Source organism: Gulosibacter hominis, assembly GCF_904842695.1.
GTDB lineage: Bacteria > Actinomycetota > Actinomycetes > Actinomycetales > Microbacteriaceae > Gulosibacter > Gulosibacter hominis.
Genome location: NZ_CAJGWQ010000008.1, coordinates 59,646 through 75,581 on the forward strand (window position 1 = coordinate 59,646; position 15,936 = coordinate 75,581).

General features: G+C 62.0%; 16 protein-coding genes and 1 tRNA gene. 8 read left to right on the forward strand and 9 right to left on the reverse strand.

Annotated features, from left to right (window positions below):
• The 3 genes from JMV54_RS06770 (at position 1) to groL (ending at position 2,859) form a co-directional block, all read left to right on the forward strand.
• On the forward strand, positions 1-576 hold the full coding sequence (locus JMV54_RS06770) for a LytR C-terminal domain-containing protein (RefSeq protein ID WP_201518165.1): 576 nt from the start codon (positions 1-3) through the stop codon (positions 574-576).
• Between the two features lie 176 nt (positions 577-752).
• On the forward strand, positions 753-965 hold the full coding sequence (locus JMV54_RS06775; protein ID WP_201518166.1) for a cold-shock protein: 213 nt from the start codon (positions 753-755) through the stop codon (positions 963-965).
• Between the two features lie 274 nt (positions 966-1,239).
• The gene (groL, locus tag JMV54_RS06780; protein WP_201518167.1) at positions 1,240-2,859 is read left to right on the forward strand and encodes a chaperonin GroEL; all 1,620 of its coding nucleotides are present in this window, start codon (positions 1,240-1,242) and stop codon (positions 2,857-2,859) included.
• Between the two features lie 106 nt (positions 2,860-2,965).
• Here groL and JMV54_RS06785 read toward each other — a convergent pair whose 3' ends face one another.
• From JMV54_RS06785 to JMV54_RS06810, 6 genes are all read right to left on the reverse strand, one after another.
• Positions 2,966-3,256: a WXG100 family type VII secretion target gene (locus JMV54_RS06785; protein ID WP_201518168.1), complete on the reverse strand. Its 291-nt coding sequence runs from the start codon at positions 3,254-3,256 to the stop codon at positions 2,966-2,968.
• A gap of 92 nt (positions 3,257-3,348) precedes the next feature.
• Positions 3,349-5,109: a sensor histidine kinase gene (locus JMV54_RS06790; protein ID WP_201518169.1), complete on the reverse strand. Its 1,761-nt coding sequence runs from the start codon at positions 5,107-5,109 to the stop codon at positions 3,349-3,351.
• A 4-nt stretch (positions 5,110-5,113) separates the two neighbouring features.
• Positions 5,114-5,815 carry a response regulator transcription factor gene (locus tag JMV54_RS06795; RefSeq protein ID WP_201518170.1) on the reverse strand — a complete coding sequence of 234 codons (702 nt, stop codon included), beginning with the start codon at positions 5,813-5,815 and terminating at the stop codon, positions 5,114-5,116.
• 73 nt (positions 5,816-5,888) lie between these two features.
• Complete coding sequence (locus JMV54_RS06800; protein WP_201518171.1) at positions 5,889-7,523, reverse strand: DNA repair helicase XPB; 1,635 nt, start codon at positions 7,521-7,523, stop codon at positions 5,889-5,891.
• A gap of 34 nt (positions 7,524-7,557) precedes the next feature.
• A complete protein-coding gene (locus tag JMV54_RS06805; protein ID WP_201518172.1) occupies positions 7,558-9,318 on the reverse strand; it encodes a helicase-associated domain-containing protein in 1,761 nt (586 codons plus the stop codon).
• A gap of 11 nt (positions 9,319-9,329) precedes the next feature.
• Positions 9,330-9,599: a hypothetical protein gene (locus tag JMV54_RS06810; RefSeq protein WP_201518173.1), complete on the reverse strand. Its 270-nt coding sequence runs from the start codon at positions 9,597-9,599 to the stop codon at positions 9,330-9,332.
• A gap of 188 nt (positions 9,600-9,787) precedes the next feature.
• Here JMV54_RS06810 and JMV54_RS06815 point away from each other — a divergent pair, with 188 nt between their 5' ends.
• Entirely contained in the window at positions 9,788-10,171 is a 384-nt protein-coding gene (locus JMV54_RS06815) for a cold-shock protein (RefSeq protein WP_201518174.1), read from the forward strand.
• Positions 10,164-10,976: a DUF3027 domain-containing protein gene (locus JMV54_RS06820; RefSeq protein ID WP_201518175.1), complete on the forward strand. Its 813-nt coding sequence runs from the start codon at positions 10,164-10,166 to the stop codon at positions 10,974-10,976. The genes JMV54_RS06815 and JMV54_RS06820 overlap by 8 nt, the downstream gene beginning before the upstream one ends.
• Positions 10,977-11,045: 69 nt before the next feature.
• Here JMV54_RS06820 and serC read toward each other — a convergent pair whose 3' ends face one another.
• Entirely contained in the window at positions 11,046-12,146 is a 1,101-nt protein-coding gene (serC, locus tag JMV54_RS06825) for a phosphoserine transaminase (protein ID WP_201518176.1), read from the reverse strand.
• 130 nt (positions 12,147-12,276) lie between these two features.
• Between serC and JMV54_RS06830 the strand changes: the two genes are divergently transcribed.
• The 3 genes from JMV54_RS06830 (at position 12,277) to JMV54_RS06840 (ending at position 15,123) form a co-directional block, all read left to right on the forward strand.
• Complete coding sequence (locus tag JMV54_RS06830) at positions 12,277-12,981, forward strand: metal-dependent transcriptional regulator (protein WP_201518177.1); 705 nt, start codon at positions 12,277-12,279, stop codon at positions 12,979-12,981.
• A 151-nt stretch (positions 12,982-13,132) separates the two neighbouring features.
• On the forward strand, positions 13,133-14,218 hold the full coding sequence (locus tag JMV54_RS06835; RefSeq protein WP_201518178.1) for an NlpC/P60 family protein: 1,086 nt from the start codon (positions 13,133-13,135) through the stop codon (positions 14,216-14,218).
• Between the two features lie 410 nt (positions 14,219-14,628).
• On the forward strand, positions 14,629-15,123 hold the full coding sequence (locus JMV54_RS06840; protein ID WP_201518179.1) for an HNH endonuclease: 495 nt from the start codon (positions 14,629-14,631) through the stop codon (positions 15,121-15,123).
• Positions 15,124-15,229: 106 nt separating this feature from the next.
• Here the strand turns inward: JMV54_RS06840 and JMV54_RS06845 are convergent, their stop codons facing one another.
• Together JMV54_RS06845 and JMV54_RS06850 are read right to left on the reverse strand one after the other, a co-directional pair.
• Positions 15,230-15,772, reverse strand: a complete 543-nt coding sequence (locus tag JMV54_RS06845) for an SRPBCC family protein (protein WP_201518180.1) — start codon at positions 15,770-15,772, stop codon at positions 15,230-15,232.
• Positions 15,773-15,829: 57 nt separating this feature from the next.
• Positions 15,830-15,901: transfer RNA gene (locus JMV54_RS06850), tRNA-Arg, on the reverse strand.
• Positions 15,902-15,936 lie beyond the last annotated feature (35 nt).

The window sequence follows — 15,936 nt, forward strand, 5'->3', positions numbered from 1 at the left end:
TTGGCGAACTACCCCAAAGATCGATTCGATGAGTTTCCGAAGTCGGTGCAGCGGCGCGGTGCCCACCGTGCCCCGCGCACACGGCTTTCGAAACTTGGCTCGTGGCTGATTGCGCTGGCCTCGGTGTTGGTGCTGGTGGCGATTGGTGTTGGAGTCATGTGGGCGATCGACCGCCAGGTGCAGTTCACCGCCTCGCTCGGCAGCAATAAAGCGCAGCCCACGCAGTCAGCGTCGGCCACCCCCACGCCGACGCCAACTCCGACCGAAACCACTCCTGAACCAGACAAGACGATGCCGGTTACGGTGCTCAACGGTGAGGGTTCGGGCGGCCTGGCCACCGCGGGTAGCGATTTGCTGACCGCCGATGGCTGGACCATTGCCGATGTGGGTGACGCCGATAGCTACGACAACCCCACCACCATGGTCTATGTTGCTTCGGAAGAAGAACTGCCCACCGCAGAGGCCGTTGTTGCGACGCTCGGGTTTGGGGCGGTTGCCGTGAACACCGACTATGCCACGCCCGGCACCGTGGTGGTTGTGCTCGGGGATGATTCGCTCGGTCTGATCTCGGGCTAGTGCTCCCCGGGCAGCTCGATGCGACGCTGCCGAGCGCCCGACGAGATTCTCTTAACGTTCAACTGGTGCTTGCCGTATGGACACGAGCGGCACACCTGGATGGCATACGTTCGCCCTGTTAGTGCCGCTTGCTGATTGTGCGGTGGCAAAAAATAGACGACAGGATGGATGGCCCCATGGCAACCGGAACAGTCAAGTGGTTCAACGCCGAGAAGGGCTTCGGATTCATCACCCCTGATGAAAAAAATGCGCCAGACGTGTTTGTGCACTACAGGTCGATCGAGATGGATGGCTTCCGCACCCTGGATGAGGGACAGCGCGTGGAATTCAACATCGTTGACGGTCCGAAGGGCCAGCAGGCCGAGGATGTGCGGGTAGCCAGCTCGTAATTGCGGCGGCTGCGGCGCGGTGTCTGAAATCGGGTGGGTGTTTTTGCCTGCCCGATTTATTTTTGCGTTCCCAGCCGCAATGCGTTTGGTCATTACCGGCCCGGAAATATCAGTCTGGATGCGAGGCTGCGGCGCGCTGTTCGCCCTCGGCGCAAGCTCATGGCTCGGCTTGCACTCACAGGTAGCGAGTGCAAATATGGACCTGGCACTCGGATCTTGTGAGTGCAAATTGCCAGGACCGAAAGCTTCCGTCCGGGAAAGGACCCAATAACTTATGTCGAAGATCATCACCTTTGATGAAGAGGCCCGTCGCGGTCTCGAGCGTGGCCTGAACGTACTCGCCGACACCGTTAAGGTGACCCTCGGCCCGCGCGGCCGCAACGTTGTGCTCGAGAAGAAGTGGGGTGCCCCCACCATCACCAACGACGGTGTTTCGATCGCAAAGGAAATTGAACTCGAGGACCCGTTCGAGAAGATCGGTGCCGAGCTCGTTAAGGAAGTTGCCAAGAAGACCGATGACGTCGCCGGTGACGGCACCACCACCGCTACCGTGCTCGCCCAGGCACTCGTGCGCGAGGGCCTTCGCAACGTCGCAGCCGGTGCCGACCCGGTGTCGGTGAAGCGCGGTATCGACAAGGCAGTTGCTGCTGTTACTGAGCACCTGCTGCAGACCGCCAAGGAAGTTGAGACCAAGGACCAGATCGCGGCAACCGCATCGATCTCGGCGGCCGACCCCGAGATCGGCAAAATCATTGCCGAAGCCATCGACACTGTTGGCAAGGAAGGCGTTGTCACCGTCGAAGAGTCGAACACCTTCGGCACCACCCTCGAGCTCACCGAGGGTATGCGCTTCGACAAGGGCTACCTCTCGCAGTACTTCGTGACCGACGCTGAGCGTCAGGAAGCTGTTTTCGAAGACCCCTACATCCTCATTGCCAACAGCAAGATCTCGAACGTCAAGGACCTCCTCCCGGTCGTTGACAAGGTGATGCAGGCCGGTAAGCAGCTGCTCATCATCGCCGAAGACGTTGACGGCGAGGCGCTCGCCACTCTCGTGGTGAACAAGATCCGCGGTATTTTCAAGTCGGTTGCGGTGAAGGCTCCCGGCTTCGGTGACCGCCGCAAGGCCATGCTGCAGGACATCGCTATCCTGACCGGTGGCCAGGTCATCTCGGAAGAGGTCGGCCTCAAACTCGAGAACGCAACTCTCGACATGCTCGGCCAGGCTCGCAAGGTCGTGATCACCAAGGACGAGACCACCATCATCGAGGGCGCTGGCGCTCAGGAGCAGATCGAGGGTCGCGTCGCCCAGATCAAGGCCGAGCTCGAAAACAGCGACTCGGACTACGACCGCGAGAAGCTGCAGGAGCGTCTCGCCAAGCTCGCCGGTGGTGTTGCTGTCATCAAGGCCGGTGCCGCCACTGAGGTTGAGCTGAAGGAACGCAAGCACCGCATCGAGGACGCTGTGCGTAACGCTAAGGCAGCAGTGGAAGAGGGTATCGTCGCCGGTGGTGGCGTTGCGCTCGCACAGTCGGGTGCCGTCATCGACGCGCTCGAACTCGACGGTGACGAAGCAACCGGTGCCAGCATCGTGCGCGCCACCCTCGACGCACCGCTCAAGCAGATCTCGATTAACGCCGGTCTCGAAGCCGGTGTGGTTGCCGAAAAGGTTCGCAACCTCGAAACCGGTCACGGCCTCAACGCCGCAACCGGTGAGTACGTTGACATGATCGCAACCGGCATCCTCGACCCGGTGAAGGTGACCCGCTCGGCGCTGCAGAACGCGGCTTCGATCGCCGGTCTGTTCCTCACCACCGAGGCAGTCGTTGCCGACAAGCCGGTGCCGCCGAGCGCCGCTCCGGCCGCCGACCCGACCGCAGGTATGGACTTCTAAGCGAGTCTTTGCGGTAGCCGCCGCGGGCGGCAGATGGCTTGGTCCCATCTGCCGCCCGCGGCTTTTTGTGCGAATCAATCGTCTGAGCTCAGTAGCGGACCGCCCCCTAAACCGAGAACATTCGGGCAACGTTGGCCTCGGCACTGCCGTACTGGTCGGCGGCCTGTCCGAGTGCCTGGTTGATGCTGGCAATCGCATCCTCAACCGTCAGCTGCGCGGTGCGCCATTCTTGAACGGCGTTTTGGAACGCGGCCGACCCCTGGCCGGTCCAGCTGCTTTCGAGCGCGGTGAGTGTTGCCGTCAACTGTGCCGCTGCTGAGCGCACCTGATCAATCTGCGAGTGGGTCGCGCCCACCGCGCCCGCAAGCTCATCACTGTCGACTCGATACTGTGCCATGAGATTCCCTTTCTCTGCGTCCCCACACCCCCTCGTTGTGGGTGACACCGAAAAAGGTATCGGCGCCGCAACTTGCGCGGCGCCGACCTGGATCATTCTGTGGATGCATCACTTTCCACAGGGGGTGCGGTCAACAGCGGGAAGTGCAGCCGGAAGGTCGCGCCACCACCGGGTGTTTCAACCACATCCACCGTGCCGTCATGCGCCTGCATGATCGCCGACACGATTGCCAGGCCCAGGCCAGTGCCACCGGTCTGCCGGTCGCGAGAAGTGTCGGCACGCCAGAAGCGCTGAAAAATCTGTTTGCGGGTTTCGGCCGGAATACCCGGACCGTGGTCAATAATTTCAACCGTCGCCTGTTTATCGGGCACATTCAGCACGATGCCGAGCTCGAGCGGCGATCCCGCGGGCGTGTAGCGCAGCGCGTTACCGATGATGTTTTGCACGGCCTGGCGCACTTTGTCGCTATTGGCGTAGATCATTGCCGGCACATCCGATTCACCCGGATACTCGGTTGTTTCGGGGGCCTGCTCGGTCACCTGGTCGGTGCCAGCCTCGCGGGCGGCCTCGTCTGGCTGTGTGCGGCGTTTGCGGCCCAGGCCGGGGATGCGGATGCGGCCGGCACCCTTGCGTTGCGGGCGCTCGGCAGCGTGGGCAGCAACGGTCGCCGACTTCGGAGCCGGTTCATCGGGTGCTGCGGCACCGGTTGTGGGCGCGCCAAAGGCGCTCTGCTGGGCGTTGAAATCGTCGCCCGCTACAAACACTCGAATTGGATGCACACGCACCGTGCGGTCGGGAGCCTGCGCGTTAGTGTCAAGCGCGGCATCATCAACGATCGGTTCGAGATCGATGACGTCTTTTGGCATCTCGCGGTGCTCATCGAGGCGTGCCAGCTGCAGCAGGTCTTCAACAAGGCCCGCCATGCGCTTCGCTTCGCCCTCAATGCGATCCATTGCCTGGCCGACTTTTTGGTCGTCGCTCAGCGCGCCCATCCGGTACAGCTCGGCGTAGCCGCGCACGGTCACCAGTGGCGTGCGCAATTCGTGGCTGGCATCCCCAACAAATCGGCGCATCTGCAAAATCGTGCGGTCGCGCTCATCGAAAGCTGAGTCGATGCGACCGAGCATGGTGTTCAACGAGCGTGATAGTCGCCCAACCTCGGTGTTTGGGGTCAGCTCTGGCAGCCGCTGCTCGTAGTCACCGGCTGCGAATGCCATCGCGGTCGACTCCACCTGGCGTAGCGGTTGCAGCGTAATCGACACCAGCAGTCGAGTGAGTGCGGCCGCGAAGATGAGCACCGAGAGCCCAAAACCCGAGAAAATTGCGAGAAAACTCGCCATGGTGGCGTTCACGGCCGACATCGGGGTGGCAACCACCAGCACCCCCTGCACCTCGTCAGCGGCGTACTCGGGCTGGAACACGGTGACGGTACGCCAGGCCGAACCCAGAGAATCACGCACCTCGAAGATGGTGTAGGTGCGACCGTCAGGTTGGTGCTCGAGCGTCACCAGGCCCGAAACATCCGGGGCTGCTTCGCCGCGATTTGAGCTGCGGTTGTCAACCAGCAGGCGCCCGGTGTCGCTGTCGAGCAGCGCAACATAGTAGGGCTGTGGTGCGGTCTGGATATCGTCGTAGCCGAATCTGCCGGTGGTGAGATCGGTGCCGACAACCAGCGACGGGTCGGCCGCGATCGCCAGCAGCGAGCTATCGACCTGGTTCACGAGCGTCGGTCGTAGCAGTAGCGTGGTGCCGATTCCGGCCACCACGAGTGACAGCATTAACAGCGCAACATTGACAAGTGTGAGCTGGTTCCGCATCGAAATGTGGTCCCAGCGGGGCAGCCGCTTGGCCACGGTGCTATACCTTGGTGCCCGGCACCTTGAGCATGTATCCGAAGCCGCGCTTGGTTTGGATCAGCGGCTCTTCGGTGTGCTTGTCGAGTTTGCGGCGCAGATACGAAATGTACGACTCGACGATGCCCGCATCGCCGTTGAAGTCGTATTCCCACACGTGATCGAGGATCTGCGCTTTTGACAGCACCCGGTTGGGGTTGAGCATCAGGTAGCGCAGCAGTTTGAATTCGGTGGGAGACAGGTCGACCGGGTCGTCGTTGATGAACACTTCGTGCGTGTCCTGGTCCATCGTGAGGTCACCCACGCGGATAACCGCCTCTTCTTCGGTCTGCATGGTGCGGCGCAAAATGGCTTTAATACGCGCCACGATTTCGTCGAGGCTGAAGGGTTTGGTGACGTAGTCATCGCCACCCGAGTTGAGACCCTCGATTTTGTCGTCGGTGTCATCCTTTGCCGTCAGGAAAAGAATCGGCGAGGTGTAACCGGATGCGCGCAGGCGCTTGGTGACAGCGAAACCTGACATGTCGGGAAGCATGACGTCGAGCACGATGAGGTCGGGTTCTTCATCGATTACCGCGGCAATTGCGCCCGAGCCATTGCCCACCGTGCGCACCATGAATCCTGCGAAACGCAGGCTCGTGCTCAAAAGTTCGCGAATGTTCGGTTCGTCGTCGACGACCAGAATCTTGGGTCCACCATCAGTCATGTGGATCATTATTCCGCGCGGTTGCTGAATGTGCCCTGTTGGGCTGCTGACGGGTAGCTCGTGACCCGTTGCGTTACGCCCCGAGGTCGTCAGCGTCGAGAATCGAGTATGAGTAACCCTGCTCGGCGAGAAAACGCTGGCGGTTTTGCGCGAAGTCTTGGTCGACCGTGTCGCGGGAAACCAGCGTGTAGAACGACGCGCTGATGCCGCTGGATGACGGGCGCAGCAGCCGGCCGAGGCGCTGTGCCTCCTCCTGCCGCGAACCATACGATCCGGAGATTTGGATGGCCACCGATGCATCCGGCAGATCAACCGAAAAATTTGCCACCTTCGACACCACGAGCACCGGCTCGGCACCCGATCGGAACGCTGCAAACAACTCTTCACGCTCGGCAACCGGAGTTTGCCCGGTGAGTGCGGGCACATCGAGCGCGGCGGAAACTTCATCGATCTGGTCGAGATATTGACCGATGATGAGGATGCGTTCGCCAGCGTGCTTGGCCACCAGCTGTTTCACCACATCCAGTTTTGCGGGCGCCGTCGCCGCGATGCGATACCGCTGATCGTCGCCGGCGGAGGCGTATTGCATCCGGTCTTCGTAGGGCAGATCGATTCGCACCTCAAAGCATTCCGCCGGCGAGATAAAGCCCTGCTCTTCGATTTCTTTCCATGGCGCATCGAACCGCTTTGGGCCGATGAGCGAGAACACATCGCTTTCACGGCCGTCTTCGCGCACCAGCGTGGCGGTGAGCCCGAGCCGACGGCGCGCCTGCAGATCGGCAGTGAGCTTGAACACCGGGGCCGGCAACAGATGCACCTCGTCGTAAACGATCAGTCCCCAGTCGAGCGCATCCAAGAGCGAAAGGTGCGTGTACTCGCCCTTTCGACGCGAGGTGAGGATCTGATAGGTGGCGATGGTGACCGGTTTGATTTCTTTTGATTCGCCCGAATACTCACCAATTTCATCCTCGGTGAGTGAAGTGCGGCGCAATAGCTCGTCACGCCACTGTCGTGCCGAGACAGTATTGGTCACCAGAATGAGCGTGGTGGTGTCGGCGGCCGCCATCGCTCCGGCACCGACGATAGTTTTGCCAGCACCGCAGGGGAGTACCACCACACCCGAACCATGTTTGAAAAACTGGTCAACCGCCTGCTGCTGGTAATTGCGCAGCTGCCAACCGTCTTCATTGAGGCTGATGTCGTGCGGGGTGCCGGGCGTGTATCCGGCGAGGTCTTCGGCGGGCCAGCCGAGTTTGACGAGCTGCTGTTTGAGTGAACCGCGCGCCCAGTCTGCCACCCGGTAGGCGTCATCGCCCAGCTTGCCAGCGAGCATTGTCGCGATCTGCTTGTTGCGAGAAACCTGCTCGAGCACGGCCGGATCGCTGCTGTGCATCACCAGCCCCTCATCGTCGCGTTCGATAACGAGCCGGCCGTAGCGTGCCACCGTGTCGCGCAGATCGGTAACCAGGGCCTCGGGCAGTGGGAACTTGGCGTACAAGTTGAGGGTGTTCAGCATCTCGTCGGCGCTGTGACCGGCAGCGCGCGCGTTCCACAGCCCCAGCCGGGTGATGCGGTAGGTGTGGATATGTTCGGGGGCGCGTTCGAGTTCGGCAAACACCGCCAGATCATGACGGGCCTGGGCAGCATCGGGATGCGCGACCTCCAAGAGCACGGTGCGGTCGCTTTGCACAATTAGTGGGCCAGTCATGAGGGACGAGTCTAGTTCGTATCAGTGGCGGTGGTTACTCATCGCTGAGCTCGGTGATGGCTCGTAGCGGCAGCGTACGCTCCACATCAGCATCCACATCGAGCGCTCGCAGCCGCTGTGGCGTTACCGAAATCGGCATCAACAGCAGTGTGCGTGACTTGCCGCCGCCAAGATCGATAGTCACGTCGAGGGCTTGGCGGTCGCGTCGCGCCAGCTCGAGTCGGCGGCGCAGCCATGACTCCTGGTCATCATTTTCACGGCTGCGGGCGGCAAGCTCCGCGAGGGTTTCGGCGGTTGACTGGATGCTGGGGGGCACCTCGGCAACAAACGGTTCGGCCGTGAGCTGTCCGGCAGATTCGGCGGGGCTGCCATCCGGATTTTCGAGAATTGCCGGATAGCGGGATTCGCGCAGCGTGGTGAGTACCGCCGGGGGCGATACCGCGCTGGTGAGCCCAACGGAACCGGGCTGCAGCCGCAGCGGTCGCAGCGACGCATCCACTAGCAATTGATCGGCCAGCTCATCGGTGAGTGCGCGCACGATGGTGCCGCCGCCGTGCTCGCGCACCCGCACCTGTCCGTAACGTTCGGCGAGATCGCCAATGAGATAGGCCACAGGCTGTGGCACGCCGGTGAGCGAAATATTTTTTAGCAGCGCCAAAATTTGGCTGGCCGTCATCCCAGCCTGGAGTGCACGGGTGAGCGACTGCTCGGTGATCCGATATTCGCTGGCGATGGCACGATGCGTGAGATCAGCCACCTGACGCAGCTGCACCTCAACGTCTGGCTTGAGCGGCCCCGGTGCGATTACGGTGCGGTCGGGTTGCAGATAGACGCGGTCCACCTCGGTAGGAAACTCGGCCGCAAGGGTTTGCGCGGCGGCTGCGATGTCATCATTGAGTAAAAGCGCCCCGGCAGGGGTGAGCTGCGCCACGCCATCCAGTGGTGCTTCAAGATCAACTGCCGGATCGATGTGGATGATGCCGAGCGCTGCCGCTGAACGGGCCCGGGCTGCTAAATCGCCGGGAAGTTGAATTGCCGAGGTGGTCGGCGTGGCGTCGACGTAATCGTTGAATGGCACGCACGGGTCGGGGATAGCGGCTACCAGGCAGAGTTCAGCCAGTGCGCTGCTGGTCAGCCCCCGCATCCAGGCAGCTGCGAGCGTCTGCCACCGGGTGATGACCGGCAGCCCGGCAAAGTCACGACCGGTAACGGTGGGAAGCCAGATGTCGTCGAGGGGAGCGATAAGTCCGCCAACAAAGAGCCAGCGGTAGAGCGAGCCGGCCACGGCCGGGTCGAGGTCAAGGTCGGCTGCGATGCGACGCACTTCGACTCCGCTCATGCGGATGCCACCACGGCCGCGACGAACCGTGCGCGGCGCCAGATCAAGCTGTTCAATCGCGTCGGCAGCAGTTGTGGCAATGAGCCTGGCTGCCTCGGAGCCGTTGCGGGCATCGGCAGCGACAAACTCGGTGAAGTCGGGGACGTTTGGCAGCAGCTGCGCGAGCGGTTCGGTCACCGAATCAAGCAGCACAGGCGGATTCGTGTCGGGGCGCGTGAATTGCTGGGCCGCAACCCTTTTGAGTGCTGCAGCGTCGCCCACACGTATGCCCCTGAGCGTGGGCCAGTCGAGCCGGGTGAGGGATGCTCGGATCTGTTCGGGTGCGGCGAGGGCTTCCGAGAGGTCGAGCAGCGTATTAATGCCGCGGGGGCTGAGTTTGCGTGTCTGAAAAACCCGCACATACCCGGCCTCATCAAGCTGCCGGAGGCCGGCAACAATGTGGAGCGAATCGGGCATTTTGGCAGGGATCATACTTCGCGGTTGGCCCTCCGGTTGGCGATCGTGCGGAGAATAATGACCACGACAACCAATGCGAATGCAATCGGAATTCCGTAGTAGCCAACGGCGAGCAGCACATCCCAGTACCAGGCGGGCGGAGTACCGAACTCAACGCCGAACATTGGGGCCGCAAACACCACGACCAGACACACAAACGCGACGGCCGCGAGCGTTACCGCGGTGATCGCGAGGGTCCTCTCGACGAGCGATGCTTTGAGTGGAGATTGGGAGTTGGCCACCACACCAGCCTAGTCGACCCGAACAGTGTCGGTGGCGGCGGCTAGACTTGAGCCGTAAATGCGCGTCGAAACTACCGCGCGCGTAATTGCCAGTGGTTGATGCGTATCCGACTCGATGCGCTGGCCAATCGGGCAAGTGCGAATTGACCACCCAGATCACCGCCGCGGGAAGTGGCGAAGGAGAAAAGATGCCGACCGGACGCGTGAAATTTTATGACGAAGTCAAAGGCTTTGGGTTCATCCAAGACGATGACGGGCAGGAAGTGTATCTGCACGCAACCGCGCTGCCGCCACACGTGACCTCGCTGCGCAGCGGTACCCGCCTCGAATACGGGATTGCCGATGGCCGCCGCGGAGCGCAGGCGCTATCGGTGCGGTTGCTCGAAACGCCGCCGTCAGTGACCAAGATGCATCGCAAACCCGCCGATGACATGGCGATCATCGTTGAAGACCTCGTGAAATTGCTCGACCGTGTTGGCGGTCAGCTGCGTCACGGTCACTACCCAAACCACCAGCAGGGACGCAAGATCGCGGCCATGCTGCGTCGAGTGGCGGATGAGCTTGATGCCTGATTCAGAACTGCAACCCGAAGCCGGCGCTGGCGAGAACAACAGCCAGCACAAAAGCCAGTCGGCCGACGACCACTCGGACAGTGACCCGACGATCGACGTGAACGAATACCGTCTCAATGAACTGCCGGACCCGGTCGGGTACCGGATCGTGGGCGAAAGCGAAGTGGCGCCGGTTCCGTTCACCAGCCCGGGTAGGGGCGAATTCATACCGGTCAGCGAACTGGATGTGGCCGGCCAGCTGCGCGAATCGGTGCAGCTTGCCGAAACGGCGCTGGCCGAAATTACCGACGCTGAGCTTGTTGGTGAACTGATTGGCGCTGTGGATGAGGGCGAGGGCGTGTATTCGCTCTGTTTCGCCAGCCTGGGCGACGGCTACCGCGATTGGCGCTGGAACGTCACGCTCTGCAAGGTGGTGGATGCAGCGAGCGACACCGCGGCACCGTCCGTGCTCGAGTGTGAACTCGTACCCGGACCCGACTCGCTGGTGGCGCCGAAGTGGATTCCCTGGGCAGAACGGCTGGCCGAGTTCAACGCCACGCACGATTCGCACGGCAACCCCATCGAAGCGGGGGAGGGTAAGAGCGAACCAGCTCCCACTCGCACTCGCACCTCGAGCCGCACCCGCACGCGGCGTCGGCTGCGTCGCGACCGCACTACGAGCGCTGCTGCGACAGGCGAAAATAAATCTCCAGCTGCCAGCGCTGAAGACGACGAACTCCCCGTTGCCGACGATATTCGCGAATTCGCCGAAGAGCGTGATCAGCAGCTCGATGGCATCAACTTTGAGTCGGAAGACGACGAGTAGCGCCCATTAAACGACCCCGTACAAAAAACTCCGTTCTGGGGTTCATTGCACGGGGTCGTGTTGTCGGTGCTACAGCCGCTCGACCACATACTCGAGGCAGCCAATCAGCGCCCGCACATCATCCGGTTCAACGGCTGCGAAGGTGCCAATGCGAAGCTGGTTTCGGCCGAGCTTTCGGTAGGGATCGATATCGACCACCCCGTTCTCACGCAGTATCGAACTCACCTGTTTTCCATCCACACCGTCTGCGAGGTCAAGCGTGACAACAACCGGTGAGCGGTGGGCCGGCTCAGCAACAAAAGGCGTGACCCAGTCGGTGCGCTCCGCCCAGTCGTACAGCAGGTGCGACGATTCGCGGGTGCGCGCGGCAATCGCCGAGAGCCCGCCGAACTCATTCATCCACCGCACCTGCGACTCAAACAGCGAAATCGTCGCGATGGCCGGTGTGTTGTAGGTCTGTTCTTTGCGCGAGTTCGTGACCACCGTGTCGAGTCGCAGGAACTCGGGAATGTAGCGGTCGCTCGTGGCAATCTCTTCGATGCGATCCAGTGCTTTTGGCGAAACAATCGCCACCCACAGGCCACCGTCGGCGCCGAAATTTTTTTGCGGTGCAAAGTAGTAAACATCGCACTCGCGCAGATCAACTTCGACACCGCCGGCGCTGCTAGTGGCATCGATCATGGTCAACGCATCCTCGTCGGCCACGCGACGCACCGGCACAATCGCGCCGGTCGAAGTTTCGTTCTGCGGGGTTGCATACAGGTCGATGTCCGCGGCTGCCTCTAAAAATGCAACCGAGCCCGGTGCCGCCTCGCGTACATCCGGCGCGCTCAGCCACGGAGCCGCAGCCGCTTTTGCGAATTTGCCCCCGAACTCCCCGAAGACGGCGGTCTGGGCGCGTTCGCGAATCAGGCCGAAAGCGGCCGCATCCCAGAATGCTGTCGAGCCACCGTTTGACAGCAGCACCTCGTAGCCGTCGGGTAGCTGGAACAGTTCGGCGAGCTGCTGGCGCAACTGAGCCACGAGCTGTTTCACCGGCGCCTGGCGATGGGAGGTACCCAGAACGTGGCGTCCGCGGTCGAGCAACTCATCAAGCTGTTGCTGACGAATCAATGACGGGCCCGAACCGAATCGGCCGTCGCGGGGGAGGAGGTGTGCGGGAATCTGCATGCATCCAGCCTAGGCTCATTACCGGTCTCTCGGCGCACGGCGGGTAGGCTACAGCGAGGAGCGCTGTCGTCACGGCCGCAGCGTAATATCACCATCGCAGCGGCGGGATGCTTGTAGAGGAGGTATGGGCGTGGCACAACTCGTGGACACAACAGAGATGTATCTGCGCACCATCCTTGACCTTGAAGAAGAGGGGATCGTGCCGCTGCGCGCCCGAATCTCTGAGCGGCTCGGACATTCGGGCCCGACAGTGTCGCAAACTATCGCGCGGATGGAGCGTGACGGGCTCGTGCGCGTGGCGAGTGACCGCCGGCTGGAGCTCACCGATGAGGGGCGAACGATTGCCGTGCGGGTGCTGCGCAAGCACCGCATTGCTGAGGGGCTCTTGGCCAATGTGATCGGGCTCGATATGTCGATGGTGCATGACGAGGCCTGCCGCTGGGAGCATGTGATGAGCGACGAGGCCGAGCGGCGTATTTATGAGCTGCTTGGTCGCCCGCAGGAATCTCCCTATGGCACCCCAATTCCGGGGCTTGAAGAATTCGAGGTGTCCGCATCCGAGCCGTTTTTATCTGGCGTGGTTTCGCTCGATCAGACGCCCCTTGACGGAGAGACTGTGCTGCAAATTCGGCGGATTGGTGAGCCGGTGCAGGCAAGCAGCGCCGATCTCGAGGTGCTTGTTGAGGCGGGCATCCGGCCCGACTCTCAGGTAATTGCAAGGAAACTCGATAACGGGTTCATCGAGGTTTCGGTTTCTGGTGTTGACCGGGCAATTCAGGTGCGCATCGACACTGCCAAGCACATTTACGTGGCCGGCGGCGTTATCAATTCGTGAGATTTCCGTCATAAGGGCGTGACATTTCCGTGATCTTTCGTTAGTGTCTCTATCTGTCGACGAACACACCAAGTGTTCAACGCACGTCGAGGCGCCGCATCCCTGCCCCTCGGCTGAGCCCAACCAGACAACTGGCGGGCGGGGCACTCAAGTGAGTGAGCGGCGGGAGGTCGAATTGGACAACGTCACTTCTATCACCGATGCACCGCTCACGCGCCGTCAGGCTCGCGAGATCGAACGTCGTACCGGCATTCGGCCGATCGCTGGCCAGTCGGTAAAGCCGGTTAAGGCTGCGGGAGAAGCATTCCGTCACGACACCGGTGAGATCAAGCGCAATGATGTCACGGCACTGGTTTCGGTGCTGCCCACCGAGCTCATCGCCGCAGTGAGCGACGAGCCGGCCCCCAAGACTGAGGCTGTAGAGGCCCCTGATAGCGAGCGTTCGCTGACCGTGCGCGCAACCGTTCCCGCCGTGCTCGTAGCTCAGCGTCGTCGCCGCACCATCGGCGGTTTCGCGGCTGCAGCTTCGGTAGCTGCCGCAGCAACGGTCGGTATGGGCTCGCTGGGTGCGACCGCTGACGGACACGACATTGCCGATAAGCACCTCGCCAGCCTGGCCGCAGCCGTTAACGGCGGCGGATCGCAGCTGCCCGAGCAGGCAGTGAAGGCAGATGCTGTAACCGCCGCTGCCGCAGCGCCGGTCAAAATCACCGCCGAAAACACCTCGGTTACCGCGATCAGTGCCGACACGCTCGCATCGAACGCCGAAGCGGCCGAGGCAGTCGTCACTGTGTCGACCGAACCAGCCGAAGCCGACACGGCTGATTACGAAGAAGCTTCGGCAGACGCCGCTGCAGCACCCGCGCCGCAGCAGCGCACCGTTCCCGCCGGTAGCCACAGCGCAGCGCTTGCCGCTGCCGCTTACAACCAGGTCGGTATCACGCAGGACTGCACCGACGCGGTGCAGAACGCTCTCGCCGAAATTGGCCTCACCACCCGCCGCGACCAGGGCGGCTACGACATGGGTGTTGAATCATTCACCCAGTTCGGTTCGCCGGTGTCGCCCGACCAAGCACAGCCCGGTGACATCATGATCTCGTACGGCTACCACGTTGCTATCTACCTTGGTGACAACACCGCGATGCACGGTGGTTGGAACGGTGACGCAGACGACACCGTCGTCACCTCGCAGATGGGGTCGCCATACGACTTCGACCTGATCATCCGGCTTCACTAGCCACTTTGAGGCGTGAGTTCACGCCCGCGGCGCCCAGCCCTCAAGCAACAGCGAGATGAACGTTGCGTGACGGCTGGGCGTTTTGCTTCGGCTGACCACCGCTCGATACCGATCGCGCGGTAATATCACCAAAGATTGATTCCGCAATATCCGAGGAGTTCACGTGCATCCGCAACGCAGCATCCCCGCCAGGGATGTTTCGCGCTGCCCGAGCGGGGGCTGCTCGGGGTTTGAACATCATCGGATATTTTCAATATCGGACGCTACTCACCCGCATGGGCACGAAAGTGTCTGCGTCGCGAGTGCACGGCATCGCCAAATTGGCGGTGCCGTTTTGTGTTTCCGCAGCAATCACACCTCTACCGCAGTCCGCTACGAAACCACGTGGCTGAACGGAAGGAACCGCCCGTATGCGAACGCTCGTTCTTAACGCCGGATATGAACCGCTGTCGGTGGTATCTGACCGCCGTGCCCTCATCCTGGTGCTGGGCGGAAAAGCATCGGTGCTGGAAGCCGATCTTGAAAATCCGCTGTGTTCGGTGAATGCCGAATTCGCGCGACCGCGGGTGATTCTGCTGCGCCGCTATGTGAAGATGCCGATGGTGCGGCGTACACCCGTCTCGCGCCGCGGAGTGCTGCGCCGGGACGACCACCGCTGCGCCTATTGCGGCCAATTCGCCAACACTGTCGATCACGTTATGCCGCGCTCACGAGGCGGCCGCGACAGCTGGGAAAACCTGGTGGCCTGCTGCCTCGAATGCAACAACATTAAGGGTGACCGCACACCCGCAGAGGTTGGCTGGAAGCTGCGCTGGGAACCGAGCGCTCCGGCAGCGCGCCGCTGGCATATCCGTGATGTGGATGAGGCCGCTGCTGAGTGGGCGGAATATCTGCCGGCAGCCTGACCTGAACGAGGTGCACCGCTTGATGCTTCGCTAGATGCAGCCAGCGGTGGACCTCGGGTACACCGCTACCGCTCGGGTGCACCGCTATAGCGGTGGCTTTCAGTGTTTACGGTGTACCCGAGCGATGAGTCTGGTCGCGGTGGCGGGCATTCGGCGGTAGCTCGCCGGCGGTATCCCGTGCTCGCACCCGCTCAACGAACGAAGCGTCCTCGCATGCGGCGAGTAGATCTGCCAGGCGCTGCTGTACCTCGGCCGTGAACGCCTGCTTAAGGGTGCGGGCAGCAGCCTCAGCAAAAAGTGGTGCGCTGTGTCGCCAGGTGAGCTTGAGCGTGACCCGCGTGCCAGCTTCTGCCGGGCTGAAATGCCAGCCCTCACCGTATTCAGCGAGCCAGAACGGGCCCTTCAGCAGCCGGGTGCTCGACTGTTGCGGTGGGAACCACGAGTCGTACTCGACGATGACGCGGCGGCGATTATCGACGCGCTCAAACACCTGCGCGCCGCGCTGCACCCGTCGATGATCACGGATGAGCATGCGGCGCTCCACCTGCGTATCCCACGCGGTGCGATCATCACCCAGTGTGTGTGCCAGTGCAAATGCGGTGTCGATGTCGACCGGGACGATAACGCTTGCTTCGGTCTGTTGAGCCATGCATCCAGTATGCCTGGCCGGACACTGCGCACGGTGAGCCGGATGCAAACACAGCGGTGCCCCCGACAGGAATCGAACCTGTGCGCACCCTTTAGGAGAGGGATGCTCTATCCACTGAGCTACGGGGGCAGTCTGAGCTATCGTACCGTGCCAATCCAGCTGAG